At 68.4% G+C, this 26884-nt stretch carries 26 protein-coding genes and 1 pseudogene; 9 read left to right on the plus strand and 18 right to left on the minus strand.

The genetic code is table 11. The features are described from left to right. Position 1 precedes the first annotated feature (1 nt). Positions 2–2410 carry a Tox-REase-5 domain-containing protein gene (locus tag OG842_RS14465; RefSeq protein WP_266730012.1) on the minus strand — a complete coding sequence of 803 codons (2409 nt, stop codon included), beginning with the start codon at positions 2408–2410 and terminating at the stop codon, positions 2–4. A 171-nt stretch (positions 2411–2581) separates the two neighbouring features. After that, a complete protein-coding gene (locus OG842_RS14470; RefSeq protein ID WP_266730013.1) occupies positions 2582–3175 on the minus strand; it encodes a hypothetical protein in 594 nt (197 codons plus the stop codon). 327 nt (positions 3176–3502) lie between these two features. On the opposite strand from OG842_RS14470, the gene OG842_RS14475 reads away from it, so the two are divergent. Continuing rightward, a complete protein-coding gene (locus tag OG842_RS14475) occupies positions 3503–4006 on the plus strand; it encodes a DinB family protein (protein ID WP_266730015.1) in 504 nt (167 codons plus the stop codon). A 44-nt stretch (positions 4007–4050) separates the two neighbouring features. On the opposite strand, the gene OG842_RS14480 is transcribed toward OG842_RS14475, so the two are convergent. The 5 genes and pseudogenes from OG842_RS14480 to OG842_RS14500 form a co-directional block, all read right to left on the minus strand. Next, a complete protein-coding gene (locus OG842_RS14480) occupies positions 4051–4920 on the minus strand; it encodes an LLM class F420-dependent oxidoreductase (protein WP_266730016.1) in 870 nt (289 codons plus the stop codon). 272 nt (positions 4921–5192) lie between these two features. Then, a complete protein-coding gene (locus OG842_RS14485) occupies positions 5193–5600 on the minus strand; it encodes a hypothetical protein (RefSeq protein WP_266730017.1) in 408 nt (135 codons plus the stop codon). A gap of 45 nt (positions 5601–5645) precedes the next feature. Further along, positions 5646–6035, minus strand: a complete 390-nt coding sequence (locus tag OG842_RS14490) for a hypothetical protein (protein ID WP_266730018.1) — start codon at positions 6033–6035, stop codon at positions 5646–5648. Positions 6036–6098: 63 nt separating this feature from the next. Continuing rightward, positions 6099–6482: a hypothetical protein gene (locus tag OG842_RS14495; RefSeq protein WP_266730020.1), complete on the minus strand. Its 384-nt coding sequence runs from the start codon at positions 6480–6482 to the stop codon at positions 6099–6101. Between the two features lie 518 nt (positions 6483–7000). Then, positions 7001–7339, minus strand: a pseudogene (locus OG842_RS14500) (transposase); the annotation flags it as partial. A 144-nt stretch (positions 7340–7483) separates the two neighbouring features. Here OG842_RS14500 and OG842_RS14505 point away from each other — a divergent pair. The 3 genes from OG842_RS14505 to OG842_RS14515 all read left to right on the plus strand — a co-directional run bounded on the left by OG842_RS14505 (position 7484) and on the right by OG842_RS14515 (position 12102). After that, positions 7484–8029, plus strand: coding sequence for a MarR family winged helix-turn-helix transcriptional regulator (locus OG842_RS14505; protein ID WP_328512225.1), 546 nt, complete (start codon positions 7484–7486; stop codon positions 8027–8029). A 142-nt stretch (positions 8030–8171) separates the two neighbouring features. Beyond that, complete coding sequence (locus OG842_RS14510) at positions 8172–10733, plus strand: MFS transporter (RefSeq protein WP_328512226.1); 2562 nt, start codon at positions 8172–8174, stop codon at positions 10731–10733. 103 nt (positions 10734–10836) lie between these two features. Then, positions 10837–12102 (plus strand): serine hydrolase domain-containing protein, encoded by a 1266-nt coding sequence (locus tag OG842_RS14515; protein ID WP_328512227.1) that lies wholly within the window; start codon positions 10837–10839, stop codon positions 12100–12102. Between the two features lie 54 nt (positions 12103–12156). On the opposite strand, the gene OG842_RS14520 is transcribed toward OG842_RS14515, so the two are convergent. Then, entirely contained in the window at positions 12157–13362 is a 1206-nt protein-coding gene (locus tag OG842_RS14520) for an erythromycin esterase family protein (RefSeq protein ID WP_266730025.1), read from the minus strand. A gap of 58 nt (positions 13363–13420) precedes the next feature. On the opposite strand from OG842_RS14520, the gene OG842_RS14525 reads away from it, so the two are divergent. Both OG842_RS14525 and OG842_RS14530 read left to right on the plus strand, forming a co-directional pair. Next, the gene (locus OG842_RS14525; RefSeq protein ID WP_328512228.1) at positions 13421–14167 is read left to right on the plus strand and encodes a TioE family transcriptional regulator; all 747 of its coding nucleotides are present in this window, start codon (positions 13421–13423) and stop codon (positions 14165–14167) included. A gap of 137 nt (positions 14168–14304) precedes the next feature. Next, on the plus strand, positions 14305–14877 hold the full coding sequence (locus tag OG842_RS14530) for a dihydrofolate reductase family protein (RefSeq protein ID WP_328512229.1): 573 nt from the start codon (positions 14305–14307) through the stop codon (positions 14875–14877). A 26-nt stretch (positions 14878–14903) separates the two neighbouring features. On the opposite strand, the gene OG842_RS14535 is transcribed toward OG842_RS14530, so the two are convergent. Beyond that, complete coding sequence (locus OG842_RS14535) at positions 14904–16148, minus strand: MFS transporter (RefSeq protein ID WP_328512230.1); 1245 nt, start codon at positions 16146–16148, stop codon at positions 14904–14906. 70 nt (positions 16149–16218) lie between these two features. Between OG842_RS14535 and OG842_RS14540 the strand changes: the two genes are divergently transcribed. Then, positions 16219–16629 carry a MerR family transcriptional regulator gene (locus OG842_RS14540; protein WP_266733592.1) on the plus strand — a complete coding sequence of 137 codons (411 nt, stop codon included), beginning with the start codon at positions 16219–16221 and terminating at the stop codon, positions 16627–16629. 267 nt (positions 16630–16896) lie between these two features. Here the strand turns inward: OG842_RS14540 and OG842_RS14545 are convergent, their stop codons facing one another. Next, on the minus strand, positions 16897–17442 hold the full coding sequence (locus tag OG842_RS14545) for an ATP-binding protein (protein WP_328512231.1): 546 nt from the start codon (positions 17440–17442) through the stop codon (positions 16897–16899). 321 nt (positions 17443–17763) lie between these two features. Between OG842_RS14545 and OG842_RS14550 the strand changes: the two genes are divergently transcribed. Both OG842_RS14550 and OG842_RS14555 read left to right on the plus strand, forming a co-directional pair. Then, positions 17764–18615 (plus strand): helix-turn-helix domain-containing protein, encoded by an 852-nt coding sequence (locus OG842_RS14550; RefSeq protein ID WP_328512232.1) that lies wholly within the window; start codon positions 17764–17766, stop codon positions 18613–18615. A 10-nt stretch (positions 18616–18625) separates the two neighbouring features. After that, positions 18626–18817 carry a hypothetical protein gene (locus tag OG842_RS14555; protein WP_328512233.1) on the plus strand — a complete coding sequence of 64 codons (192 nt, stop codon included), beginning with the start codon at positions 18626–18628 and terminating at the stop codon, positions 18815–18817. Positions 18818–18870: 53 nt separating this feature from the next. Here OG842_RS14555 and OG842_RS14560 read toward each other — a convergent pair whose 3' ends face one another. The 8 genes from OG842_RS14560 to OG842_RS14595 form a co-directional block, all read right to left on the minus strand. Then, positions 18871–20940, minus strand: a complete 2070-nt coding sequence (locus tag OG842_RS14560) for a serine/threonine-protein kinase (protein ID WP_328512234.1) — start codon at positions 20938–20940, stop codon at positions 18871–18873. Between the two features lie 126 nt (positions 20941–21066). Continuing rightward, a complete protein-coding gene (locus OG842_RS14565) occupies positions 21067–21672 on the minus strand; it encodes an OmpA family protein (protein WP_328512235.1) in 606 nt (201 codons plus the stop codon). 53 nt (positions 21673–21725) lie between these two features. Next, on the minus strand, positions 21726–22340 hold the full coding sequence (locus tag OG842_RS14570) for a hypothetical protein (RefSeq protein ID WP_328512236.1): 615 nt from the start codon (positions 22338–22340) through the stop codon (positions 21726–21728). A 31-nt stretch (positions 22341–22371) separates the two neighbouring features. Beyond that, the gene (locus OG842_RS14575) at positions 22372–22986 is read right to left on the minus strand and encodes a pilus assembly protein TadG-related protein (RefSeq protein ID WP_328512237.1); all 615 of its coding nucleotides are present in this window, start codon (positions 22984–22986) and stop codon (positions 22372–22374) included. Then, the gene (locus OG842_RS14580) at positions 22986–23216 is read right to left on the minus strand and encodes a Flp family type IVb pilin (protein WP_072484032.1); all 231 of its coding nucleotides are present in this window, start codon (positions 23214–23216) and stop codon (positions 22986–22988) included. The genes OG842_RS14575 and OG842_RS14580 overlap by 1 nt, the downstream gene beginning before the upstream one ends. 251 nt (positions 23217–23467) lie before the next feature. After that, entirely contained in the window at positions 23468–24565 is a 1098-nt protein-coding gene (locus OG842_RS14585; protein WP_328512238.1) for a response regulator transcription factor, read from the minus strand. A gap of 52 nt (positions 24566–24617) precedes the next feature. Next, entirely contained in the window at positions 24618–25934 is a 1317-nt protein-coding gene (locus OG842_RS14590; RefSeq protein WP_328512239.1) for a sensor histidine kinase, read from the minus strand. Positions 25935–25985: 51 nt separating this feature from the next. Next, the gene (locus tag OG842_RS14595; RefSeq protein WP_328512658.1) at positions 25986–26873 is read right to left on the minus strand and encodes a DUF5936 domain-containing protein; all 888 of its coding nucleotides are present in this window, start codon (positions 26871–26873) and stop codon (positions 25986–25988) included. Positions 26874–26884: the final 11 nt, after the last annotated feature.

Here is a 26884-nt window from a genome sequence, read left to right on the forward strand (position 1 = left end):
TTCAGCCGACGACATCTCCCGGCGTGTTGATCACGATAACGTCGATTTTCCGGTCCCGGAACATCTTCCGGGCCGCATCGGCGACGTCGGGATCGGACAGGTGCCATTCCACCGGCTTGCCCCGTGCGGCATCCAGTTGCCGGGTTGCCTGGTCGGCCCAGCGGTTGGCGAGATCCGGCGCGAGTTCCCCGGTGTCGGCGTTGTAGTACTTCTTACCCGTGTACCCGTACTTCGCCTCCAGGTAAGTGCCCCGCGAGGCGTCCCAGCCGTCGAAATCGACCGGCTTCCCCGTGAGTTTGTCCAGCGGCATCCGGTACTCGGTGCCGCGGCCCACCTTGGAGATCTGCTCCTGATAGCGGGCGCCCATCTCGGTCGGGTAGTTCCAGACGCCGGGCTTGATCTTCTCCCAGTTGCCGTCGCCGCCGTCCTTGGACCCGGCCGGCGGGTCCTTGAGGTCCTTGTACCAGGCCGGCTTCGGTTCGTTCTGGGCGGCTTCCAGGTTCTTCCTGCGCTTGGCAGCATCGGCGGCCTTCTTCGCCTCGTCGGCCAGTCGCTGGGCCTCGTCGGCGGCGGCCTTGTCCTCCGGGTCGACGTCGCCGCAGTCCTTCGCGAGGAACCCGACGGGTACCGAGATGGGCGGCGCGGCGATGGTGCCGGTGCCCGAGCCGGACAGTCCGACGCCCGCACCACTGCCGTACGGGACCCGGACGCGACCGCCCATCCCGACGGTGCAGCCCTTGAGGCCGGCCTTCTCGGCGGCGTCGTCGGCGTGCCGCTGTGCTTCCTGCGCGGCCCTCTCCGCGGCGTCGACATCGCCCGCCTTGGCGGCCTTCTTCGCCTTGTTCGCGGCCTTCTCGGCCTTCTGGGCGACTTCGCCGAGCTTGCCGAGTTTCCCGAGCTTGCCCAGCTTTCCGAACTTGCCGATGAGCTTGGCCTCGCCGTAGCCCGGGATGAACAGCGAGCCGATGTTCCAGAGGCCGGTGCCGATCGCCTGGCCCTCGTCGCCGTTCTTCCACATGTCACGGACTTCGTCGCCGATGAACATGTCGTCGAGGACCTTGAGGCCGGTGCCGCCGGACGCCTTGGTCCAGTCCCAGATCGCGCCGAGGTAGTCGCCGTCGTCCCACTTGCCCCCGGCGTCCTTGGAGTCCTGGCTCCACTTGTCGCCGAGGCTCTTGCCGTAGTCCATCAGGCCGTTCCACGCATCGACCGGGTGGAAGATCGTGCCGATCGTGCCGGTGATGTCGCCCCACAGGCCGTCGCCGATCAGGCCCTTGAAGAAGCCGCCGGTCTGGTGGGCGGCGCAGGAGAAGAACGCCCCGACGCCCGAGGTGCAGCTCTCGTCGGACTTCCCGTCGTCGCCGTCGCCGGAGTCGTCCTGGTCATCGTCGCCGCCGTTCGGCTCCCCGGTGGTGTCCACGTCGTCGCCACCGTCGTCGACCTGGATGGCGGGGTCACCCCCGCTGGAGCCCGCGGAGCTTCCGGATGCGCCGGAGGCGCCGGAGTCGTTGCCCGCGCTGCCTGCCGAGCCGGTTCCGCCGGAGGCATCGGTCCCACCGGCCGCATTGGATCCCCCGGCCACGTCCGACCCACCGGAACCGGAGCCGGAGTCGGAGCCCGCCGGGCCCGAGCCGCCGGAGTCCGTGCCGCCCGTGGCCACCGATCCGCCCGAGTCCGTGCCGCCCGAGTCCGTGCCGCCGGAAGCGGCCGTACCGCCGGAGTCCTTGCCCGGACCCGCCTCCACATTGCTGCCGGGCGCGGGGCAGGCGCTCCCGGTGAGCCGGCAGATCGCGTCCTGCATCCCGCCGGTCAGCTGGGCGGCGATGCCGGTGACGACGAGCCCGCCGATGAGGGCCACGACCACCAGGATCATGCCCAGGTATTCCATCGCGGTCTGACCGGCGTCGTCCCGACGCCACTTGATCATGCGCGCGATGCTGAACCGCCGGTGCGGCAAGCGCTGTTCGAGTGGCAGGTCGAACCATTCGCGCGAACTCGGCCGGAACAGCAGGACGATGACGGCGACCGGCATCACCAGCTGGGTGACAGCGCGCCCACCGCCGTCCCCGCCGAGGTTCGCCAGTGCGCCGAAGGTGAGCCAGACGTGTACGGCCAGCAGTCCGCGCCAGATCCAGACGCCACCGGTGCGCGCGTACAGCGAGAGCACGAAGGCGGTCACGCTCGGCAGCGCCGCGTACAGCAGCAGCCCGAGGAGCTGGCCGTCGACCTCGTCGACCGCCGACGCCACCGTCAGCACACCGATGCCGCCCAGAGCCGCGGCGGCGAAGAGGAGCCGTACGAGGATCAGCACCGCCTGCAACGGGCGCGGCAGGGACTGCCTGCCCTGCCGGCCCACGGCGACGCCCCCGCCACCGCCACCCGAAACCGCAAATCCGCCTATGCCAGACACGACGAGTCCCCCACCTTGCCGGTGTACGGCCACAGTTCAGCCACTCCACGCATCCGACCACACCGGCACCCATCGGGGCATGGGCCTCAGGACCCAATGCAAGGCTCAAAGTCGGCGCTACTGGACGGGGAGTCGTTACCGGACGGGGAACCGTTACCCGGCGGGGCGCCGCTACCGGACGGGGACCTCGCTCCCGAAGAGCATCCAGGGCGACTGGTCGAACGACGCCACCCCGGCGAGCTGCGGCTGCATCGCGGCTATCTCGTGCCGAACGGCCAGTGTGTCGGGCCAACTGTCGAAGAACGTGGTGCCGTTGATGACGACGCCGCTCCAGTCCGTCGCCACGGAGGCACCCTCGCGGTCGACGACGAAGCCGATGCAGAGCACGGAAGCCCGCCCTATCGCCTCCCTGATCGCCCTCGCGGCCACCTCCTGTTCGTCCCGGGTCAGCCGGCCGAACCCGAATTCCAGCGCGACCACTCCGTCCCTCATCCGGCGGATGCGGGCGGGCACTTCGGTCCCGCTGTCCACCCACAGCACGAAGTCGACACTGTCGAGCCGCTGGAGTCCGGCGAGGAGCACGAGTTGCTCCCTGGTCACCCACGACGGAGTGCCGTGCGGGCCGGGCCCCGGGCCGAGCAGTGTCACCCGCCGGGTGACCGGGTGGCTGAGCCGCAGCCCCGCCGCGTCGAGATCATTGAAGAGCGACTCGGAGTCCGGGCGGCTCCAGCCGAGGTGGTACGAGTAGAAGAAACCGTCACTCATCGACACATCACCTCATGAATGTGTGGACACCACGCTTCGGAGGAGATGCGGGCGCCCGGTGGAGACAGAGATGGAGACAGATGGAGATGGGCAGAGACAGTCGGAGACAAGTTGAAACGAGTAGAGACGAGTAGAGCGTGCAGTTCCGGATGTCTGCGGGCACGCCGGACAGGCGCTCGTCGCGGGCGCCGGCCGGTTGGCTCACAGTCGGTCGTGCACGAGCGTAATGAGGCCGGATCGCCCGGGCGTGGGCCCACGGACCCAGGAGCGGGCCCCATTGGACAATGCGGTGGACAGGGGACGACCCGTCGCACATCGTGTACGGCGATGACACGCACCGATTCGCCTCCCGCATGGGACGAGCGCACCCAGTTGGCCACCTTCCTCGACTACGTCCGCGCCACCGCACGCGCGAAGTGCGAGGGCGTCTCGCCGGAGGACGCCCGCAGAGCCCCGCTGCCCGGATCGCCCCTGATGACGATCGCCGGGCTGATCAACCACCTGAGCTGGGTGGAGTACTACTGGTTCGAGGTGGCCTTCCTCGGTGGTCCGGACGAGGGTCCGTGGACCGACGAGGACCCCGACCGCGAAATGCGCATCGCGGTGGACATGCCACTCGCCGATGTGCTTTCGCTTTACGAGGAACGGACCACCCGCTACAGCGAGTTGGTGGCCTCCACCGACCTGGACACACCGGCCAAGCAGCCGCGGCGCGACGGCAGGCACCCCGATCTGCGCTGGGTCGTCATGCATCTGATCGAGGAGACCGCCCGGCACAACGGCCACCTCGACGTGATCCGGGAGATCGTCGACGGCACCACCGGCGTGTAGACCCGCCCTGCTTCGACGTGGGAGCGCGTCGCCCCCGCTGCCGGCTATCCGATCCCGGCGACGGCGGGTGCGATGCGCTCCGCGATCTGGTGGGTGAAGCTGACCGGGTCCCGGTCGGGCAGCACCTGGATCTCGCTGATGCCCAGGTCCGCGTACGCCTCCGCGTCGGCGAGGAACGCGGCCGGTTTCTCCAGCACCGGCCCGCCGTACATCACGGTCTTCGTGATGGCGTCGTAGTCGCGGTCCTCCGCTTCGCAGTGCGCCCGCAGCACATCGAGCTTGTGGGCCACTTCCTCCTGGTCGGTGGCGAAGAGGTTGCACGCGTCCCCGTAGCGGGCGACCAGGAGCAGGGTCTTCTTCTCGCCCCCGCCGCCGATCATGATCGGCGGGTGCCCGCCGATCGGCTCGGGCACGCAGAGCGTCTCGGCGAGCCGGTAATGACGGCCTCGGAACGGGCCGTTGTCGTCGCTCCACATCTGGAGGCAGATGCGGAGCGTCTCCTCCAGCCGTTCGAACCGCTCGGCGACCGGAACCACCGGCACGCCGAGCCCGTACTGCTCGCGCTCGTACCAGGAGGCACCGATGCCCAGCCTCGCCCTGCCGCCCGACAGCACGTCGAGGCTGGTGACGATCTTCGCCAGCAGGCCGGGGTGCCGGTACATGACCCCCGTGACCATCAGGCCGAGCGTCATCCGCTCGCTCACCGCCGCCACGTAGCCGAGGGTGGTGTACCCCTCCAGCATCGGTTCGTCGGCGACGCTCCGCCCCGTCTCCATCTGGAAGTAGTGGTCCATCACGCTGAACGACGCGATCCCGGCCTGTTCGGCGACCCGCACCGACTCCGCGAGCGTGGGCGCGATGAGCGCCGGGTCGGCCGGTGTCGAGTAGTTCCAGTAGTGCAGACCGAGCTTCATGTCCGCCCTCCGAAGGCCGAGGGGGCTCGGGCGCGGGACTGCGGCGCCGTCGCGGCCGGGGACTGTCACGCTACGCGAGGCGGCACCCATCGGCATGTCGAGCGGGGACCGTCGCGGCCGGGCCGTCGCATTTCATCCTGCATCCTGCATCGGTGCCGCGGACCGGCCGCCGGCCGAAGCCGACGGCCGATCACGACGCACAACGTCGATCGCCGTGCGATATCGGGGGACAATATCGCCGCGCGATCACGCCGTGCAGTATCGCGTTGCGATCACGGCGTGGCGTTGAATTCCGGGCCGTATCTGTCGCTCCCGGAAACCTTCACGCCGCCGTCCTCGGCCCAGATGTGAATCCGGCAGAGCGAACTGTCGGGCTCCACATCGACGACCTTGGAGTCACAGGCGGAAGCGGGTGCGTCATTCGCGCCCACGGCCTGCCAGGAACCCGTGGACGCGTACCACTTCTGCACGCTCGCCCGGACCTTCTTGCCGTCGGTCTTGTCGTCGCACGTGGTGAGGACATCACCGTCCGTCTTGAACGATGCGTGACCGTACCCATTACTGACCTTCGTCGGTTCCTGCCACCCCGCACTGGGCGCAGCGTACGCAGCTGTCACCGAAAGCCCGATGGCCGACCCGGCCGCCGCCAGCGTCAGGGCAATTCTGTATTGCCGGTTCATCTTTTCCTGCCTCCCGCCCGAACTCTGTTGCGCTGGAGCGCACCATCAGATGGTGACGTTCTTCCGCTCTCCAGCCATGATGGAAACTCCGTCATTCATCGCATGCACCTCAAACATGAGCTTCTCGCCTTCGCGCATGTCGTAATTACATGTGACGGTGGATCCGGCCTTGTCGATGTTCCGGCAGATGCCGGTCCTGCCGTACCCCGTCTGCCACCAGATCTCGACGTGGTACGAATCCGAGTTCTCATCGGTGAGCGTGAACTTGTCGCCGTAGCTGTGGAAGCAGCCGGTGCCGGCCAGCTTTACCCGCCACCCGTCCGTGGGATCGGCGACGCGCACCTCTCCGCACGTGACGACGTCCGCGGCACTGGCCGGCGACGCGCCGACGGCCAGTGTGGTCAGGGTGGCCAGTGCCAGGCCGGTCGCGGCCATGGTCCTGCGCAGTTTCATTTCTTCCCCTCGGATCGATGCCGGTGACGTCTGCGAGCAGGCCCGTCAGCTGCAGAAGCCGCCCGCCTCCGACGTGCATGTCCGGTGGGAGGGGGTGTTCCGGAGCATCTTGTTCCCGTCCCAGATCTGCAGGTTGAACGCGATGAGCTGGTGCTCGGGGAAGTCGTAGTTGCACGTCACCTGGGACTGGTAGCCCTCAAGGTTCTTGCACGTGTCCATGCGCCCGCCCTGCAGCCACCAGGGCGCCTCCGGGTGGGCACTGTCCTTGGCGGTGTCGTACACCGTGAAGTAGTCGCCGTAGTGGTAGAAGCAGACCTTGCCCCCGGTCGCACTCAGGCACTCGCCGTCATCCGCGTGCGCTGTTCCCGACAAGCCGATCATCGTCATGAGCGCGGCACCCACGACCGCCCCTCCGAGCCTCTTCCGCATGTCTTCTCCCCGCTGGTTCGCAGCCGTTTCGACGTGCACGCGGACCGAATGGCCCGCATGCTCTGTTCACCTGCGTATCGGCAATCCGAAGGCAGGCCGGAAACACCACCTCGGGCAGGCGGCAGCAAAGGGAGAATAAAGGGAAACTACAGGCGCTAAAGCAGCCTGCACGGAGAACCATCAGGTGAGGTTCAATCCGCAAAGTTTCTCTCTGGTATCCCCTGTGGAGCACCACCCGGCGTTTCGTTGCGAGGTACATCACCATGCACGGCAACGCACTGTCAAGCTTTTGGATTCACCTTCCAGCGCCGAGCTTTCAAGGACCCGGAAAGGGGGCTGGAACCTTTCTGGAAACGCCTGAACATAATCGAAACAGCGAGAAGACATCTCATTTGGTGGTGCTACGGCAGCGAAAAGCGAGCCCATGACGGAAATGGGGCGATCAACCGAATCCTCACCACTTTCCCGCCCCGGCCGGAGGCAGTGGCCGGGCCCGCCCGTCAGAGCCCTCTGCCCCGGGCCCGCAGGTTCACCGAGTAGATCGCGATACGGGACCACTCCGACTCGTCGCGGGAGCCCGGCCGTTCCAGCACCAATCGCTGGAGCTCTGCCCACACACCGGCCCGCGCCCACTCGCAGAAGCGCCGATGGGCGGTCGCCCCCGACGGGCCGAACGAGGCCGTGGGCAGTTGATGCCACGTACAGCCCGACGTGACCACGAACACGATCGCGGCCAGCACCTCACGGTCACCGTGCCGGCGCCGCCCACCGCCCTGCGGCCGCGAGGGCGCCCCTGGCACCACCCGCTGGAACAGCTCCCACAATTCGTCCGGCACCAACTGCTCGACGATCCCCATCAGGCCCCCACCAAATGAGACGACGTTTGCGTCCGGGCCAACCGCGCGGACCGTCGTGACGGCCTCGGGAGCCAGGAGCGGAGACCGGAGCTTACTACGATTTCAAAATATCTGAATCGGGATCATCGCTTCTATGCTGGAGCCATGCAGACCACGCGCGATTCGGCCCGCGGCGCCGACTCGATCGACCGGCACATCACCCGATGGCGGCGGGAGGTCCCCGACCTGGACCCGCTCGTCGAGGGTGCCGTCACCCGGATGCAGACGCTGGTGCAGTACCTCCAGGGCCGCAAGGAAGCCGGGCTCTCGCAGCGCAAGTTGAAGATGTGGGAGTACGAGATCCTCTGGCGGCTGCGCTCCGCCGGCAAGCCGTACCGGATGTCGCCGACACAGCTGGCCGAGGGTCTGGGCACCCATCCGGCGACGCTGACGAACCGGCTCGACCGCCTGGCGAAGTCCGGCTACGTGACCCGTCAGCCCTCGCCGGAGGACCGCCGGAGCCTGCTCGTCGTACTGACCGAGAAGGGGGCCGACGCCTGGTCGTCCACGATCGGCGAGCAGATGGAGACGGAGCGCGCGCTCCTGGCCCCGCTGAGCGAGGCGGAGCGGGAACAGTTGGTGGTCCTGCTGCGCAAGATCGCCTCGGCGGCGGAGTCCGACGGCCCGCCGCTCATGCCGTCTCCCGACTGAGCCCCGTGCCGCGTACTGCGTACACGCGCCGCGCGCACGCAGACGTAGACGTACGCGGCCACATGCACGTACACGTACACGTACACCGATCGTTCACGGCAACCTGGCACCACGGCTTGGATACCTCAACTATCTTGCTGCCGTGGAACAGTTGACCGCCGAAGATCCCCAGCACATCGGCCCCTACCGTCTGATAGCCCGGCTGGGTGCGGGCGGCATGGGCCTGGTGTACCTCGGACGTTCCGAAGCCGGACGGACCGTGGCCGTGAAGGTGGTGCAGGCCGAACACTCCCAGCACCCCGAATTCCGCAAGCGGTTCACGCGTGAGGTGGCCGCCGCCCGACGGGTGGGCGGGACCTGGACGGCGGCCGTGCTCGACGCCGACACCGAGGCCCAGGTGCCCTGGGTGGCGACCCAGTACATCCCCGGGCCCGATCTGACCACCGTGATTGCCAAGGACTTCGGACCGCTGCCCGAGCACTCGGTCCGCACCCTCGCCAACCGCCTGGCCACGGCCCTGGAGTCGGTGCACGGCGCGGGCCTGATCCACCGCGATCTGAAGCCGTCCAACGTGCTGGTGACGGTGGACGGGCCGCGTGTGATCGACTTCGGGATCGCGCGGGCCATGGACAGCCTCGCCGGGGACAGCCTGCACACCCGCACCGGAATGCTGATCGGCTCCCCCGGCTTCATGTCGCCCGAGCAGGTGCGCGGCCTCGAACTCACCGCGGCCAGCGATGTGTTCTGCCTGGGTGCGGTCCTGGTCTACGCCGCCACCGGCCGCCTCCTCTTCGGCGCCACGGAGACCGGTCTGAACGCGCACCTGTTCCGCATCGCGGAGGAGGAAGCGGACCTGACCGGCGTACCGGACTCACTCGTCGACCTCGTACGCGCCTGTCTGCACAAGGACCCGGCGCAGCGACCCACCCCCGCCGACGTGGTCGCCCGCACATCCGATGACCAGGGCGGCGAATGGCTGCCGGGCTCGGTGCTCGCCCAACTCGGGCGTCATGCCGCACAGTTGCTGGACTTCGCCCCGGAGACGAGGACCCCGCGGCCGGACCCGCGCGTCCCGGCCCAGCCGCAGTACGCCGACCGGCCCCAGCCGCTCCCCCCGCATCCCGCGTACGCCCCGACGGCACCGGCGGACCGCCACCCGTCACCGGGGTTCGGGCCGTCACTGAGCAAGGCGCCCGGCGGCCTGCCGACGACCCCCGTCCCGGCAGGCGCTCCGGCTCCGCACCCCATGCGGTGGTGGGGGCTGGGAATGGCCGCGCTGGCTCAGCTCCTGGTGCTGATCGGCACGTCGATCACGAGCACCGCGCTGCCGTCCATCTACGCCGAACTGCACGCCTCCACCGATGATTTGAGCCTGTTCTCCACCGCCTACACGCTGGCCTTCGGCCTGCTGTTGCTGCTCGGCGGCCACCTCTGCGATCTCCTGGGCCGCAAACGGGTGTTCATCATCGGCTCGGCCGGTTTCGCCGTGGCCTTCGTGGTCGGCGGCCTGGCCCCCTCTTCCACCCTGCTCATCCTCGCCAGCGCGCTTCAGGGCATGTCCGCCGCGCTGCTCTCGTCGTCCGCGCTGGCCCTGGTCTCCGCCGGATTCAGCGACCCGAAGGAACGCGGCAGGGCCTTCGGTGTCTACGCCGCGGTCGCCGGTGGCGGCCTGGCGTTCGGCGTGTTCGCGAGCGCCACGCTGGTCGACACCCTGGCATGGCGCATGTGCATGTACGCCGCCGCCGGGCTCGCCCTGGTCATCGCGGTCGGCGCGGCCCCCCTGGTGCACGACCCCCACCCGGTCCGCGCCCCTGCCCGTCTCGACGCACCGGGGCTGGCGATCGGCTCCGTCGCGCTCATCGCCCTCGCCTTCGGCTTCGACAGGGCCCAGGCGACGGGCTGGACCACCTTCCTGACCCTGATCCTCCTCACTAGTGGCGTCCTCCTGCTACTGGCCTTCGCATGGCAGCAGACCACTTCGCTCAACCCGCTCGTCCCGGCGCACGTGCTCAGGGACCGTAACCGTGGGGGCTCTCTCCTCGCCCTGTTCTTCCTCGGCCTGATCCTGTTCGTCACGTTCCTGATCGTGAGCAGGTACCTCCAGACCGTCCTCGGATACTCCCCGGCCGGCAGCGGTGCGGCCCTGCTGCCCATGGCCGGCGCGGCCGTCCTCGCCGCCACCCAGGTCGCAGCCCGTCTGTGCCACCGGCTGGCGCCCCGCAACCTGATCGTGCCGGGACTGCTGCTGACGGCGGTCGGCCTGGCGCTCCTGACCTCCATCGAAATCGATGCGGGCAGCTCGTACACCGGCCAGGTGCTGCCGGGCACACTGCTCATCGGCTTCGGTGCCGGACTGGCCCTCACGCCGCTGTTCACCACCGTGACCGGCGGAGTCGCCGCGCAGGATTCCGGCGGGACCTCGGCGATGGTCCTCGCGGCCCAGAATCTTGGCGGCTGGGCCGCCGTGCCCCTGTTCACCGGCGTCCTCGTCTCGGTGACCTCCGATCGGCTGAGCAACGCGTCGGGCGTTCCCCCCGCTGCGGCCGAGGCGGCCGAGGCCGGCATCTCGATCAGCGCAAGCGATCAGATCGCCAACGCGATGGAGAGCGGGTACTCCGCGGTCCTCTGGTGGACTGTCGGCCTCACTCTGCTGGCGAGCGTGCTCGCCGGCCTGCTGGTCACGGCCAGGGCTCCCAAGCAGTGACCCCGGCACACAACCCCAACGATCAACCCTGAGGCCTGCGTTGCGCGTCAGTGGCACCGAGGGGGCGGCACCGCGCTCCCTCGGTGACCTGGAGGCAAGACGCATGAGGCAACGAACCGCACGTATCTCCTCGCTCGCCCTGGCGGTGGCCGCGATCGCGGGAACGGCCGCATTCGGCCCTTCCGCACAAGCGGCCCCCGCGCCCATCGCAGCCGCGCACGAGACACAGTCGCCGCGCGGCCACGAGGCGACCCGTGCCGCGTTGCGCGCTGTGGTCGAGCAGGGCGAACTGCCCGGCGTCGCCGCCATGGCACGTGACAGCAGAGGAAGTTGGTACGGATCGGCCGGACACGCCGACACCGCGACCGGCCGCGAACGCTCTCCCGGCGACCACTTCCGCGGGGCCAGCATCACCAAGACGTTCGTCGCGACCGTCCTGCTCCAACTGGAGGCCGAGCAGAAGCTGAGCCTCGACGACTCGGTCGAGCACTGGCTGCCCGGCCTGGTGCGGGGCAATGGGTACGACGGAAGCCGGATCACCCTGCGCAGTCTCCTCAACCACACCAGCGGCATCGCCGACCACACCTCGGACCCCGCGTTCGTGCACGACGCCGCCGGTCCCGGCTTCCCGGAACACCGGTACGACACCCATACGCCCGAGGAACTGGTGGCGGTCGCGCTGAAGTACCCGCCGGTCCCCGACCCGCAGAAGGCGCCGCTGTACTCGAACACCAACTACGTCATAGCCGGGATGGTCATCGAGAAGGCGACGGGCCGTTCGTACGCGCAGGAGGCCACCCGCCGCATCATCCGGCCGCTGAAGCTGCGCGGGACGTCGTTCCCCGGCACGGAACCGCAGATGCCGGACCCGCACCCCGTCGCCTACTCCCGCTTCCACCAGGAGACCCCCGACGCGGAGATCCACGACGCCACCACGCAGAACATGACCTGGCTGGGCGCGTCCGGCGACATCATCTCCACCGCCGGCGACCTCAACCGCTTCCAACGCTCGCTGATGGAAGGTGAGTTGCTGCCGCCGGCGCAGATGAAGGAGATGCTCGACGAGGTGCCGCTGGGCAACGGGACCGGGTACGGACTCGGCGTCGAGTTCGCGGAGCTGTCCTGCGGTGTGAAGGTGGTGGGCAAGAGCGGCCGTACGAACGGTTCCCTGTCCGCGATGGTCGGCACGATGGACGGGAAGCACCAGCTGACGTTCAACATCAACGGTGACTGGTTGTGGGACGGGGACACCTACGTCGATGTGATCGAGGCGGAGTTCTGCGGCAAGGCCCCGTCCTCGGCCCCGGCCCCGGCCCCGGCTGCCACCGACGCCCCGGATGCCGTCAACGTTCCGGCTGCCATCAACTGACCGTAGCCGCACGGCACTTCGCAGCTGATCGGGCGGAATGGCCGACCCGACCCCTCACTGGACCTGTGGGACGTCCTTGACGAACACGATGCCGTCGATGCCCGCCAGGTGGGCCGGGTCGAACGGGGCGTAGCCGAACCAGGGGGATACGCGGGGGCCGGGCCGCGTGTCCCCGAGGGCGGTGGCCAGCCGGCCGGCGTCGATGACGCAGCGGTCCTCCGGGAGTGCGTAGAGGAGTCCTTCGACGGTTTCCGGTGGCGGGGTGTCCACGCCCTGGTGCCGGATCGTGCCGAGGGCCGTGGCCACGAAGGCGTACTCCTCGCCGAGCCCGGCGCTAACCAGTGCACCGGCGCCCCACCACTCCAGCCGCTCCCCACCCATCCGCATCGTGCTCTTCTCCCGCTGGAGGTGGGAGTTGTGGGCGTGGACGAGCACGGGGCCCCGCTCGGCGAGGGCGAGGAGGTTGTGGGCCATCATCTGGTCCCGCAGGCCCACCAGCCGGGTCAGGCGGGCCGGTGAGGTGTCGGCCATCCAGTGGTGGTAGCGCAGCAGGCCGATCGCGGTCCGCCCGTACAGCCGCGCCCGGTCCTGGTCCTCCCGCGGATCCGCCGTGATCAGGTGCGGCGTCTGCGCGTCGAGCAGTGCCACCAGCTCGTCGGCGAGCAGCCGCAGTCGACCGGTCCCGTCCGACTGCCCCACGGACCGGGACGGGTCCCTCATCGCGGCGGGCTCGGTCCACCGGTCGTCGGCGCCGAGCAGGCGGTCGAGCGTCTGCGCGGTGCAGGGGAGCAGGTCCGCCTCCACTCGGTCCGCGAGGTAGCCGTGGAGCGCGGTGAGTGCCTGCCGGGGGCTCGCGGCGGCGGTGATCTCCAGCGGGCCGTCGAAGCCGGCGAAGCGGACCCGCTCGGACTCGGGCCGGCCGTCGTTGTGTGCGCGCATCCAGCGCACGAGCTCGCGGTTGGCCACGGAGGCGCCCCAGCCGTGGCTGAAGCCGTGCTCCATGACCTCGTCGAGAGTGCCCGTGCCCGAGGTGACGTACTCGTCCACGACCAGGCCCGCGATGCAGTCGCTCTCGATCGTGATCGTGCGGTAGCCCTCCTCCTCGACGAGCTGCCGGAAGAGCTCGTTGCGCAGGTCGAGCAGGGAGTCCTCGCCGTGGGTGGGCTCGCCCAGGGCGAGCACCCGGGGCCGGGCCGGGAGCAGCCTCATGACGGCGGCAGCATCGACGGCATGGGCGGTGTCCTTGATGTCGGTAGCCATGCCTTCAACGCTATCGTTGAACCTTCGGTTGAAACTTTCCCGCGATATCGGCAGGGCAATGGGGCAAAACCTTCAAACCGGTGAAACCGGTGATCGGCTCCGGCCGGTCGACCTGGCGCGCGTGCACGGTCTGTCCACGCAGGCGGTCAGGAACTACGAGGAGGCCGGCATCCTTCCCGCCGCCGGTCGCACACCCCACGGCTACCGCACCTACACCTCGCTGCACGCGGGGGCCCTGCGCGCGTTCCTCGCCCTGGTCCCCGGCCACGGCCACCCCACGGCGTCGGCGATCATGCGGGCGGTGAACGAGGGCTCGGCCGATGAGGCGTTGCACCTCGTCGACGAGAGCCACGCCCAGCTCCTGGAGGACCGGCAGACCCTCCGGGCCGTGGAACGCGCCCTCCGCGACCTGGACCCCGCGGCGGCGCCCGCCCCGGATGCGGCACCCGGATGCGATTCCGGCGAGACCTTCATCGGGCCGCTGGCAGGGAAGCTCGGCGTCCGGCCCGCGACGCTGCGCAAGTGGGAGCGCGCCGGACTTGTGCACCCGCGCCGCGACCCACGGACCGGTTACCGCGTCTACGACGAGGCCGATGTACGGGATGCCCGCATGGCCCACCAGCTCAGGCGGGGCGGCTACCTGTTGGAGCAGATCGCCCCGCTGATCGACCAGGTGCGTGCGGCGGGCGGGCCGGAGCCGCTGGAGGCCACTCTGCGCGACTGGCACGCCCGGCTGTCGGCCCGAGGGCGCGCGATGCTGTCCGGGGCCGCCGAGCTGGAGGCGTACCTGCGCCAACACGGATGAGCCACCCGCACAAACGATCGACGAGGACCGATGAGTTTCCCGTGGATCCGCAGTCTGCAGTCTGCAGTCAAGTGAGCAATAGTTCGGTGCGGCGCATCCCGCTGCCGCACCACCCACGTGAAACGAGGAGTCCTCAGATGCGCACCCTGATCAGCACCGCCTTCGTCTCGCTCGACGGCGTCGTGGAGGCCCCGGGCGGCGAGCCCGGCTACCGGAACTCGGGGTGGACGTTCAAGGACATGGAGTTCGTCCCGGAGGCGTTCGAGATCAAGGGCCGGGAGCAGCAGGAAGCCGCCGCGATGATGATGGGCCGGGTCAGCTACGAGGCGTTCAGCCCGGTCTGGCCGGACATGGCGGACTTCGCCGACTACAAGGCGATGCCGAAGTACGTCGTCTCCACCACCCTCACCGAGAGCGACCTGGTCTCCGGCTGGGGCGAGACCACGATCCTGCGCTCGCTCGACGACGTCGCCGCGCTGAAGGAGACCGAGGGCGGCCCGATCATCATCCACGGCAGCGCCACCCTCAACCAGAACCTCTCGGACGCCGGCCTGATCGACCGCTACCACCTCCTCGTCTTCCCCCTGCTCCTCGGCGCGGGCAAGCGCTTGTTCAGCAGCACGGACAAGGACACCCAGAAGCTGAAGCTCGTCGAGCACGAGGCGTACTCCAACGGCCTGCAGAAGAACGTCTTCGACGTCATCCGCTGACACCGCCGCCCGGCGCCCACCGCCTGTCATCGCGTGGCCCGAGCGGGGAATGCGTGGTGTCGGGCCCCGGCGACGATGAGCAGGCTGACTGCCCCGAGGGCGGCGGCCGACACGGCGACCGCAGTGACGCCCGAGCTCTGCAGCAGGAGACCGCCGATGATGCCGCCAAGGGCCATCGCGGCGTTCCAGAGGGTGACGAGGACGGCTTGCGCGGTGTCGGCGGCAGCGGGGCTGTGCCGCATTCCGGCTTGTCCGGCCGCGGTTTGCAGCAGGGTCGGAACACCGCCCCACCCCAGGCCCCAAAGCACAGCGGCGCCCCAGACGATCAGGTGTGTGGCTGTGACGGCGAGGGCTGCGGCTGCGAGGGCTGCGGTGGCGAGAGTGAACAGCACCGCGGCGGTGACCATCAGAGTCCGCGGCCGACGGTCGACATGGCGTCCGACGTACCAAATGCTCACCAGGCATGCGACGCCGAAAGCAAGGAGAACCGCGTCCGTCGCCGACCCGAGCCCGGCGTGCGCGAGGTAGGGAGCTATGTAGGCGTAGATGATCGTGTGCCCGAGAACGAACGTCGTGACCGTGACCATGATCGCCACGACACCGGGCACCGCCAGGGTCTGCCGCAGGGACGACTTCGCCGACGCCGGTGCTCCGGCCTTCTCATCGGCGCGTCGCCCCACGCCGGGGACGGACACACTGATCCAGCCGATGACGACGAGAGTGGCCAGGGAGACAGCTCCGAACGCCGCCCGCCATCCCACCTGTTCACCGATCAGCGTGCCGGCCGGAACTCCCAGGGACAACGCCACAGGGATCCCGGTCATCGCCACCGCGATGGCTCGCCCTTCCAAGCCGGCGGGTGCGATGCGACGGGCGTACCCGGCGAGGATCGCCCACGCCAGACCCGCGGCCACACCGGCGAGGAACCGGCCCACGAGCAGGACGGCGTATCCCGGTGCGGCCGCCGTCAGCGTGTTGGCCACCAGGAAGACGGCCATGGCGCCGAGCAGCAGTGGTTTCCGTGGAACAGCCGCTGTCGCCGTGGCCAGCGGGATCGCGGTCAACGCCGTACCGGCCGCATAGACGGTGACGGCCTGGCCGGTAGCGCCCGAACTGACCTCCAGCGAGGCCGACATCTGAGGCAGAACACCGGCGGGGAGAGTCTCGGTCAAGCTCGTGATGAAGACGGCAGTCCCCAGTGCCAACAGAGCCGACCAGGGCAGGCCGGCCTGTCGCGCACGAGGCTGTGCGTCGGAAGACGTGGTGGTCATGGACCGAATCCTGAAACCTTCACATAGGTGTGATGGTCAAGCCGAGGTGCGCCAGGTAGCTTCGGCGGCTGTGAGAATCGGTGAATTGTCGCGACTGACGGGCGCGTCCCGCCGGCTACTTCGCTACTACGAGGAGCAGGGGCTGATTGTCCCGGACCGGGGAGCGAACGGGTATCGGGAGTACGACGACCGCTACGTGGACCGGGTCAACCAGATCCGTGGCCTGCTGGATGCGGGGCTCCCCACGCGCATCATCAAGCAGATCCTTCCGTGCCTGGACAAACCCCGATCGATCCATTTCCCCGACGCGACACCGGAGATGCTGGCCCTGCTGGCCACCGAACGGAACCGGCTCACCGAGCGGATCGACGTACTCGTCCGCAACCGTGACGCAATGAGCGAGTACCTCTCCGAGGTCGAATATCGCCGAGCACCGGCGTCTGGCAGCTCGGAGCCGGCCGCCGGGCGCCTGCGTGGATGACGACCTGGAGCACCTGCAGTTCTCCGCATCGGCTCGCGGAAGCTATGCGGGCCCGGTCCGTCGATGGCCGGGCCACATGTCGTCGTACGCCGCGTCGAAGAACTCCGCCTGCGGCCCGCGCAGCGCGGACCCGTCGGATATCCCGCTCCTGGCCGCCTCCGCGAGGCGGACTGCACAGCGATGGGCGGCGCCTCGCAGAGCTCGCTTCTGGCTGCCAAGTCGCCGCCGCGGCCGCCATCGACCACTGTCGCGTACCGGATCCACAGCTCAACGGGGCAGCTGCACCCAGGATTTGATGCCGTGCTGGGGCGGGTTGGCCTCGGTGGCGCCCCACTCGCCGCCCCAGTCGTCCACAACGGCCGCCAGCATCCAGAGCGCCCGCCGGCGGCGGGTCTCGCAGAGGGTGGCCGTGTCCGGGGCGGCGTGGTGCGGGTGCTGGTCCCAGACAAGGAGACGTACGGCATCCTCGCGGTGGCGCAGTGATACGTAGAGGTCCTTGCCCGGACTCATCCGTACGGTGACGGCAACGAGTTCGTCCACGATGTGCGTGGCCGGCCAGACATACGGGGTAAGCCCGTGCGCCTCCAGGGCGGCGGCCACCACGGTCCGGCCGATGAACGCGCTACGGGTGTCACCGGGGAGCGTGAAACTCAACGAGAGCCCGCGCCCGGAATGACCCTTGGAACGCAGATGGGGCCGGGGATGAGCCTGCGAAGGGTCGGAGCGGAGGGCGAGGCGGGGGTACGGGGTGGCCTGCGGGCCCGTCTCGGCGGTGACGGCCGGGCAGAGCGCGGTGAAGGTGGATACGTGCATGACGGACTCCCCTGGTGCGGGTGGTGAGTTGGCGGTGTCTCTCTTTCGCGTGGGCGCGCACGAGTGGCTCACGTTGTTGTGTTGTGGACGAGCAGTGGCCTGTCTCCCTGACGCGGGACCGCCCCTCCCAGGGCAGGAGGTTGCGGGCAGGACCGCGTGATGCACTTCCGGCTCGTCGGCGCTGCGTGAGCGGTGCGTAACCTAACGTAGCGCAGCATTGGCACACGTGCCGCCGAGTTAGAGGCAATTGCCTCCAACGTGTTGGACTGGGCGTCCCGTGCAGCGGCAGACTGTTCCCACAGTCCGTGGAAGAGAGGGCCTATGCCAAGCAGTTCCACCCCGACAGAGCGCCAGAGGCGACTCGGCGCCGAGCTGCGCAAGATGCGCAGCGCAGCCGAAGCAACTACCTCGTACGCGGCCGGACTACTGGGCATCGACCGGACGAAGATCTCCAACATGGAGGGCGGGGTCCGCCCGATTTCGCCCGCTCGGGTGCGGACCTTGGCCTGCAACTACGCCTGCGCCGAATCCCTTTACGTCGACGCGCTCGCCGAGATGGCTGAGCAGCGCGAACGCGGATGGTGGGAGCAGTACAGAGGCACACTCCCATCCGGTCTGCTGGACATTGCCGAACTTGAATGGCACGCAACGCGCATCCGTACGGCGCAGACCGTGCATCTCCCCGGCCTGCTCCACACCAACGGATACGCCCGCGCGGTGTTCGGTGCCGTTCTGCCCGAGCTGTCACGCCTGGAGATCGAACTGCGGGTCGCACACCGCATGGAACGTCAGCAGGTACTCGACCGCGAAGCCCCCATCGACTACGCGGGCTACGTCCACGAAGCCGCCCTCCGCATGCAGTTCGGCGGCCGGAGCGTCACGCGCGAGCAGTTGCTGCACCTGTGCGAAATGTCAGAACGCGATCACATCGATGTACGGGTGATCCCAGTGGACCAGGGCGCGTTCCCCGGTGCCGGGCACGCACTCCTCTATGCCCACGGTGTCGTGCCTCAACTCGACACCGTGCAACTCGATTCAGCTCACGGCCCCGAGTTCATGCACGCGGATGCGCAGCTGACCAAATACCGCGCACACCTGGACTGGATGGAGGAAGCCTCGCTGTCTTCCGCCGAGTCCCGGGACTTCATTCGCGCCATCTCCCGCCAACTCTGAGGAGTTCAGCATGCCCGAGATCGACTGGGAAGAGCCGTACTGCGGCGAGGGGAACAACTGCTTCAGGATCGGTACGGACGCAGAAGGCAACGGATTCATCGCCATCCGGGGCGAGGAGGATCGTTACCTCGTCGACAGCCGCGAAGCGCTCCAGCAGATGATCCGCGACATCAAGGCCGGCAAGGCCGACCACCTGCTGTAGCTGGAGGACGGCAGGGCCCGGCACCGCGATGCGCTCGCCGTGCCGGGCCTCGATCAAGTGTCGCCGCGTTGAATTCGTGTCGTGTCCCAGAGGAGGCCGCGCCGACCGTCCGCCGTCTGCGCGATCAGGGCCTGCCCGCGCTGACCGACCGCGAGATACCAAGCCCCTGGCAACAGCTCGGCCTCCACTCGCGGGGACAGGTCCTCCGCGACAAGCTGACGGGGCTCAGGCACGGCGAACCAGAATGCCGAGAACCCGCTGTCCGGCTGCCCCACCTCCTGCCCGTCCCCGGACGGGCTGTCCTTCGCCGAAGCACCGCGCCGCTCCCCTTTGGCACGCGAAGACGGAACGCTCGGTGAGCGGTCGGAGCCGTCGCCCACGCGTTGAACACTCTTCGTGTCCCACAAGAGCCCACGTCGACCATCGTCCAGCTGCACGACCAGCGCCTGCCCACGCTGCCCGACCGCGAGGTACGGCGTGCCTGGCCGCAGATCGGTCACCACCCTGGGGGACAAGTCCTCGGCAACGAGCTGACGGGCCTCGGGCACAGTGAACCGGTATGTGGAGCCCTCACCGTCCGGTTGCCTTACGCGTGCGGCCCGGGGAGGGCTCTGTCGCACCGCCACCGCTCCCATCACCAGGGCCGCATCGTGGTCAGGATGCATCTTGTATCTTCCGGCACTCAGATTGAGCCGAGATCGGAGCGCGGCAACGACGAGCGGAACCTCTCCAGCCGGTCGACCACTGCCCGCCGCCTTCAAGACCTCGTCCGCGTCACTGTCACGTCCGGCTGAGCGGAGAGCCGTCACGAGTGCCGCGAGGCTTGCGGGAGACTGGTAGCGTCCGGCATATCGGAGCAAGTCCCGTGCCATCGCCGGACGTTCATCCTCGCGAAGCCCTTGGGCCGTCTCGATCACGTCCATCGCCGAGAGCATCTTCGCTGCTTGGACAAGGGACCGATGCGCCGCGTCCCTGTGTCCCGAGTTCCACAGATCGAGCAGCGCGGGAACCAGCCTGGCCACCGGCAGGCCCTGAATCAGCACCGGAGGATCCGGGGTGGCAGCGGCAGGTTCTGCGGAGGACATCGTGCCGGGACCGGCAGGGGGCGGCACGGTGGTCTCGGCCGCCACAGCTTCCGTCACAACGGCCTCAACGCGACGGCTTGCCGGGACAGGGGCGGGCGCGGCAGGGCGAGGCACCCCTGCCCGGCCCGCCGCCACGGGGCCTGTGCGCGTCGTCATCTGGTCGAAGGGCGCGGGCGAAGGTGCTGTTCGCGTACCGAGGCCCTCCTCGAAGTCGGCCACCGGACCATTGACGATCGCGGAAAGCGCATCCGCTACCTCTTCGACCGTTGCCCGCCCATCAGGCTCTTTGACGAGCAGACGCAGGAGAAGGGGTGCGAGATCACCTGCCCAACGCATCTGCTCGGGCTCCCTGCCACAGATCGCCGCAATCAACGTGGCGTAGGTGTCCCCTCGGAACGGCGGCCGCCCTTCGACCATCTCGTACAGCGTCGCGCCGAGCGACCAGAGATCGGAGGCCGCGTCGCCACGGGCGCTCTGAAGCTGTTCCGGGGAGGCGTATTGCAGGGTCACGGGAGCGCCCCCGTCCCTGGTCATGGTTGTCGCGTCAGAGATGAGCGCGATCCCGAAGTCCGCGATGAACACCCTTTGGCCGGAGAGCAGGATGTTGGCCGGCTTCAGGTCGCGGTGCACGACGTTGTGCCGATGCGCCTCTGCCAGGGAATCCAGAACGGCCAGCCCGATCTCCGCCACCCGGCGCACCGGCAGCCGGCCCTCGTCGTCGAGCAGCTCCCTGAGAGACGGCCCCTCCACGTGCTCCATGACGATCGCCGGCGGGTCGATCCGCGAAAGGATGTCGAACACAGTGACGATGCCGGGATGCCGGCTGAGCCGGGCCAGCGCCTTGGCCTCCCGCCGAAAGCGCTCCACCTGACGGCTTCGTTCCTCCTCGCCGTCGGCGAACCCGTAAAGGATCTCCTTGAGGGCGACCTCCCGGTCGAGTTCCTCGTCGTGAGCGAGCCAGACGCGGCCCATGCCGCCCTTTCCGATGGCCCTGATCAGTCGGAATCGACCATCGACCAGCTCACCTTGCTGCCCCATGGCCCTTACTTTAATGGTGCGTCGAACATGTTGTGAGTGATCGTCAGGAGAGCACCGAGCACAGCCGAAAGGCCCGTGCACCGCGATGCGATCGCGGTGCACGGGCCCCTTCTGTGGCGCGGTTCCTCAGGAAGACGTGCCGCGCGGGAAGGAGACCTCCACGCGCCGGTTCTTCTTCCGGCCCTCTTCCGTGCTGTTGTCGGCGATCGGGTACTGCTCGCCGTAGCCACGAATCTCGAAGGTGACGGTCGAACCGAGATCCTTCACCAGCACCGACTGCACGGCGTTGGCGCGCTGCTTGGACAGCACGTCGCCGTGGGCCGACGAGCCGAGGTTGTCGGTGAAGCCGAAGACGCGCACCTTGGTGGCGTTCTGCTTCTTGATCTCGGCGGCGATGGCCGCGATACGGGAGTTGGCCGCGGCGCTCAGCTTGGCGCTGTCCTTGCCGAAGAGGACTTCGGCCTGGAGCGCGAACTTGACGTTCGCGTTGCTGTCCTCGCGCCGCTCCTCGCCGCCCATGTCCTCGACGACCTGGATGATGTCGAGGACCCGGGCAGGGGCGAGCGTGGCGCCGTCGACCATCTTCAGGTCGGGATCCTTGCCGTCCACAGTGACAGGTGGAGTCTCGGACGCCTCGGTGCCAGGCGGCACGCTCGGTCCGTCATCGGCCCGAGCTGCCGAGGCGCCCATGAAAGACGTCCCGGCCAGCAGCACGGCTGTCGCAATGGCCATGCCTGCCAGTTGAATCGGGCCACGCCTCATGTAGGTGTATGTCATATCGCCAGTCACCCAGAAATCTTCAGCGACGTGGTGGCGAAGGTCGGCAGATTGAAGTCGACCTCGGTAGTCGCGGCCGGCGGCGCCGGGAACTGCATGAATACCGGCACCGACTTTCCGGGCTGAACCGCAGACATCCCCGTCGTGCAGAGGCAGCGCCCGTCAGTGTCCCGAAGGATGTAGTAGCGCTTCTTGCCCGCCTTGTCCACGAGTGTCGCGCCACCGACGGAGTTGAGGTTGTTGGTGACGATCGCGTTTTCGTTTCCGGCCCATACGGACGGGTTGACGGCGACGTCACCCTGATTCTTCAGCTCACCCTGGACCGTGACGAACCCACCGGAGTCCCTCTCCACCTGATTGACGACCAAGAGCATGTCCTTTTCGCCCTTGGCCTCGGCGAGCTTCACATTCGGGTCCACGTTCTCCCCGGCTGCGGTGTCCTCCTGCTTCGTTCCCTTGTCCTCGTCGGAGGACTTCGGGGACGTGGGGGAAGACGGCGAACCGGTGTCCTTTGTCCCTCCGCCGTCCTCGGCACCGCAGCCGGTGACGGCCAGGGCCAGTGCCGCCGTCATCGAGACGGCTGCCACTACCCTCCGGGACTTGATGGAGCGCCGAATGCTCATCGCTTCTGATTCCTTTACTCGTCGTTCACTGTCAACTGTCGACCAGGTGCACGTCAAAGAGAATCTTGCTCACCTGCTCCCAGGGCGGGGGGCTGCTCGGACTGATTGCGAGCATCTCTCCTCCCCTGCACGAGAAGAAGTACATGTCCTGGACGGTATCGTCGTTGTAGTCGACGGACCTCCACCTGGGGCAGCGCCACTCGATGACAGCAGTGGCGTGTCCCTTGGCAAACTTCCGCTTCATGCCAGGAACCACAGACGCACCCACGGGCTTGAGGGTCTTGACATCAACCCTGATCTTGTCCCGCTCGCCGCCGGGCGTAGCGACGCATCCGGGCGGGGTGAGCTTCGCGTCGTTCTCTGCGGCCATTGCGTGGGCCGCAGGACAACCCAGAACCGGGTGCACCTGCAGGAACATGTCCAACATGCTCTCGGGAAGTGAAGCGAGGAACGGAGCCTCGAACAGCTCGCGGGATTCCTGGGCGGCAGCGAGTGCGGCAGCATCCGCTGCCCCCTGGGCCCCATTGCGCAAGGCCGAGGCCTTGCCGACGGTAAAGAAGGCAAACGCGAGGAAGAGCAGACCCGCCACCATCACAACGTAGATGGGGAAAGCCTGCCCTGCCTCGCCGCGAAGTTTCGCGGTCATTAGCCGGCCTTGATCTGGTCCACCAGCTTGGAGATCTTGCCCGAGATCGAGCCACCGATACCCGAGGCCGCGATCGCGCCGATGATCGCCACGACCACCAGGATGATGCCCAGGTACTCGAACGCCGTCTGGCCGCGGTCCATGTTCTCGTAGCGCTTCTGGATGCGGCTCACAGCGGTGTTGGCCCAGCCGTTGATCCGAACGGCGGTCTTCAGGGTGATGTCCGACATGGTGTTCCCCTCCGGGTTCGGCCGACCGGTAGCCGGCCGACTCGCACGTTTCTTGGGTGCCGCCTGCGGTACCGGCTTCCTCCTGGCCGGTGCCGCTGGCGACATGAGAAACATACGGCGACGCGCCACGCTCGCCGGAGGGTCCCAGGGCCCATTCCCGGGCCCAAAGCATCAGTTGGGCCTCTTCCCTCGATGCGCACCGGAAGGGCCCATGTCCCGTCGTGGCCACACTCCCGTTCGAACTCTCGCGCTCAGCCACGGCGACCACCGACCTCGCGAACCCCACTGCCCGTGGAGGGGGCCGTGCCGAGCCAGCGGGCGATGGCCTCGCTGCGACTCGCGCTGTGCAGCTTGGTGAAGATGCGGTTGATGTGGTTCTTGACCGTCTTCTCGCTGATGAAGCAGGTGGCAGCGATCTGCTGATTGCTCATGCCGGACGCGATCAGCTCCATGACCTCCACCTCCCGTGAACTCAGCCCGTACTGTGGCCTGTTGGGCTTCGCGCCCGGCTCCTCGGCCATGGAAGACTGTGCCACAACTGGTTGCAGATGCGAAAGACCCTGTGATGACCGGACGGGGCGCGGCGCAGGTGGAGACGGTTCGGGCTTGGGCGCGTGTGCAGGCGCACCGTGTTGCTGAACGGAACTCGGGGGGTGTCCGTCGTAGCCGGGCCCCTGGTAGGGAACCCCCGTGGTCAGAGCCGTGCCGAGCCCTTCCGGAAGCGGTCGTGACTGTGCCCCCGGGCCCTGACGCATGTGGGCGAGGAGGGCGTTGGCCGCGGTGGCGGTGAAATGGGCACGGCCGTCCTTCGTGTCGCGCACGGCCTGCACCAGTTGGTCGGCCGTGAACTCGCCGTGGACCAGATAGCCGCTCGCGCCCAGGCGCAGTGCCTCGTGGACGATCTCGTTCTCGCGGCTGTAGGTCAGCATCATGACGGGCGCAACCTGTGCGAGGTGCGGCAGCGCGGAGATGCCGTCGACGCCGGGCATCCGGACGTCCAGCAGGACGACGTCCGGACGGTGCTGGACGGCCATGTCGTAGGCCTGGCGGCCGTCCGCGGCCTCCGCGACGACCTCGATGTCGTCGCGGCCGGAGAGCAGGACGCCGAGGCCGGCCCGGACCACGGGGTTGTCGTCGGCGACGACGACCCGCAGGGCGTTGGGAACGGCCATGGGCGCCGCTGCGGGGAAGGGAGGCATGGGCCCGGATGCCGCGGACTGCTGAGGGACGGGGAACGCGTTGGAGCTGGGCTCCGAGTTGAGCGGGGTGACGTGCGAGGACGTGTGCTGGGACGCGTGGTTCTGAGCGGCCCAGTTCTGGCCCGACACACGGGAGACGTCGTCCGGCATCTGCGACCTCCTCTCAAGGGTCTATGGGGGGTGAGGGTGAAAACGGAGCGGTTCAGTCGGGCTGCTCCGCGCCGGCAGTGGCGAGGAGAGCTGCGATCGGGAGTTCCAGGCGGACCTCGGTGCCCTTGGTCGCCTTTCCCTTTCCGATACGGATGCGGGCGCCGATGGAAGCGGCACGCTCGACCATTCCGACCAGGCCGAAGTGCCCGGCGTGACGGAGGTCGTCGAGCGTCGTGCCCGGGGGCAGGCCGCGCCCGTCGTCGTACACGCTGACGCGCAGGACGTCGCCCTTCACGCCTGCGAGTACGACGAGGTAGGTGGGTTGTGCGTGGCGGTGGGCGTTCTCCATCGCCTCGGAGGCGATGGTGAGCAGTTGGCGGGCGACGACCTGGGGGACGTGCGGGATCGGGGCGTCGTTGAGCAGCCGGAAGGTGGCGGTGAGGCCGTGGCGTCGGGTGAAGTCCTCTGCACGGGCCCGGAGCTCGCGTGTCACGTCCACGCCTCCGTCCAGTCCGGACTCGCGGCGGAGGTCGGAGAGCAGTTCACGGGATTCGGCGGCGGCCCGGCGGGCAGCGCGGGCGACCAGCTCGGCCTGGTGCTTGACGGTGAGTGGGTCCATCCGGTCGGAGGACACCGCCAGTCCGTCGGCCGCCAGTGCCAGACCGTGCAGGGTCTTGGCCACCGAGTCGTGCATTTCCCGGGCGAGGCGCGCGCGTTCGCCCTCCACCGCCTCGCTGACAGCGAGCCGCGCCTTGGTCTCGGTGAGCGCCTGGCTGGCGGTACCGAAGCGGAGAAGAAGGTTCCGCAGCGTGACTCCCACCGCTCCGGCTATCACACAGAAGCCCGGAAGGAGGAACGCCGTTGCGTTGGCGGCTTCCAGTCTCGGATCGGTCCCGTACACACCGAGGACGATCGCCGTCTGGAGTGCCGCGAAGATCGCGGCGCCCCGCCAGCCGTGCACCAGCCCGGCCAGCATCGGGGTACACACGGTGACGTAGGCGAGAGTGGATTCCGGTGAGGCGGTGATCAGCAGCAGGGCGCCGAAGAAGGCGTCGATGCCGAGCAGCCAGGGGTGGCGCAGCAGAACCGGACCGAAGCGTTCCCAGTCGCGGAACAGGACGTAGCTGCCCATGAAGGTGACGAGGATGGCCGAGCCGATCAGCCATGTAGCCAGGCCCGAGGCAGCGTGATCGATGGCGAACGGTGTGGCCATGGCGATCATGGCGAGCCGGAATCCGAAGACCTGGCGGCACATCGCCTGGAGCGCGTTGAGCTGGATCGCGAACGCCGGGCGTGAGCCGGGATCGGCGATCGCCTGACGTACCTGCGCATTCAGTCCGGTCTGGATGCTGCCGAGTTGAAACGCCATGAGCCTGTCACCTCCCCACGGCGGTTCTGCCCACCGTCCGCCTGGTTCACGTCATCCGCCCATGAGGGTGCTGAAGTCGACGTTGACCCCGTAGACGAATCCGACCGTCAGCATGACCAGCGTTCCAGGGAGAAGGAACGTGGTGACCGCGAAGGTCGCCTTGGGAACGGCCCTGGCCGCCTTCCGGCGGGCGTTCTGGGCGTCGGTGCGCCGCATGTCGTTGGCGATCTGAATCAGGGTCTCGACGATCGGCGCACCGAGCTCCTCGCCCTGCTGGAGCGTGGTCACGAACATCGCGACCTGCTCCGAGTCATTGCGCTTGCGCAACTGCTCGAACGCCTCACGGCGGCTGACACCCATGTCCATCTGGCGCAGGGTGATACGGAGCTCGTCCGCCCAGGGCCCCTCGTACTTGTCGGCGACCCGGGCCAGGGCCTGCCGGAAGCCGAGGCCGGCGGAGACCACGACGGCGAGCACGTCGAGGAAGTCCGGAAGCGTCCGGTCGATGTGGTCACGGCGGATGCGGACCGCGGACCAGATGCCGACCTCGACCCAGAACAGTCCGAACGCGATCAGTACCAGGGAGAGGAAGATCTGCCCGCGGATGATCATTGAGAAAGCGCCGAGCAGACCGAGTCCGCCGTAGACCGCTCGGCGGGCAGCGTAGCGGTCGATGGTCAGACCGCCCGGGTTGCCCGCCATGTCGATCTGGCGGCGCTTCTTGTTGACGGCCTTGGCGCCCATCATCCGCAGGACCGCGGGGGCCCAGCGCATGCCGAGACGGTCGATACCGGAGCCGACCGCACTGGTACGGGTCGAGCCGACTTCCAGAGCGATCGCGAGGTCACCGGGGAGCTTCGCATCGGCCCGGTACATGCGGACACCCGCGATGGCTCCGAAGACCGCGAGTCCTATGACGCCCGCCAACAGCAGATCCATGTGCGCGCCGC

The organism is Streptomyces sp. NBC_00376 (assembly GCF_036077095.1).
GTDB lineage: Bacteria > Actinomycetota > Actinomycetes > Streptomycetales > Streptomycetaceae > Streptomyces.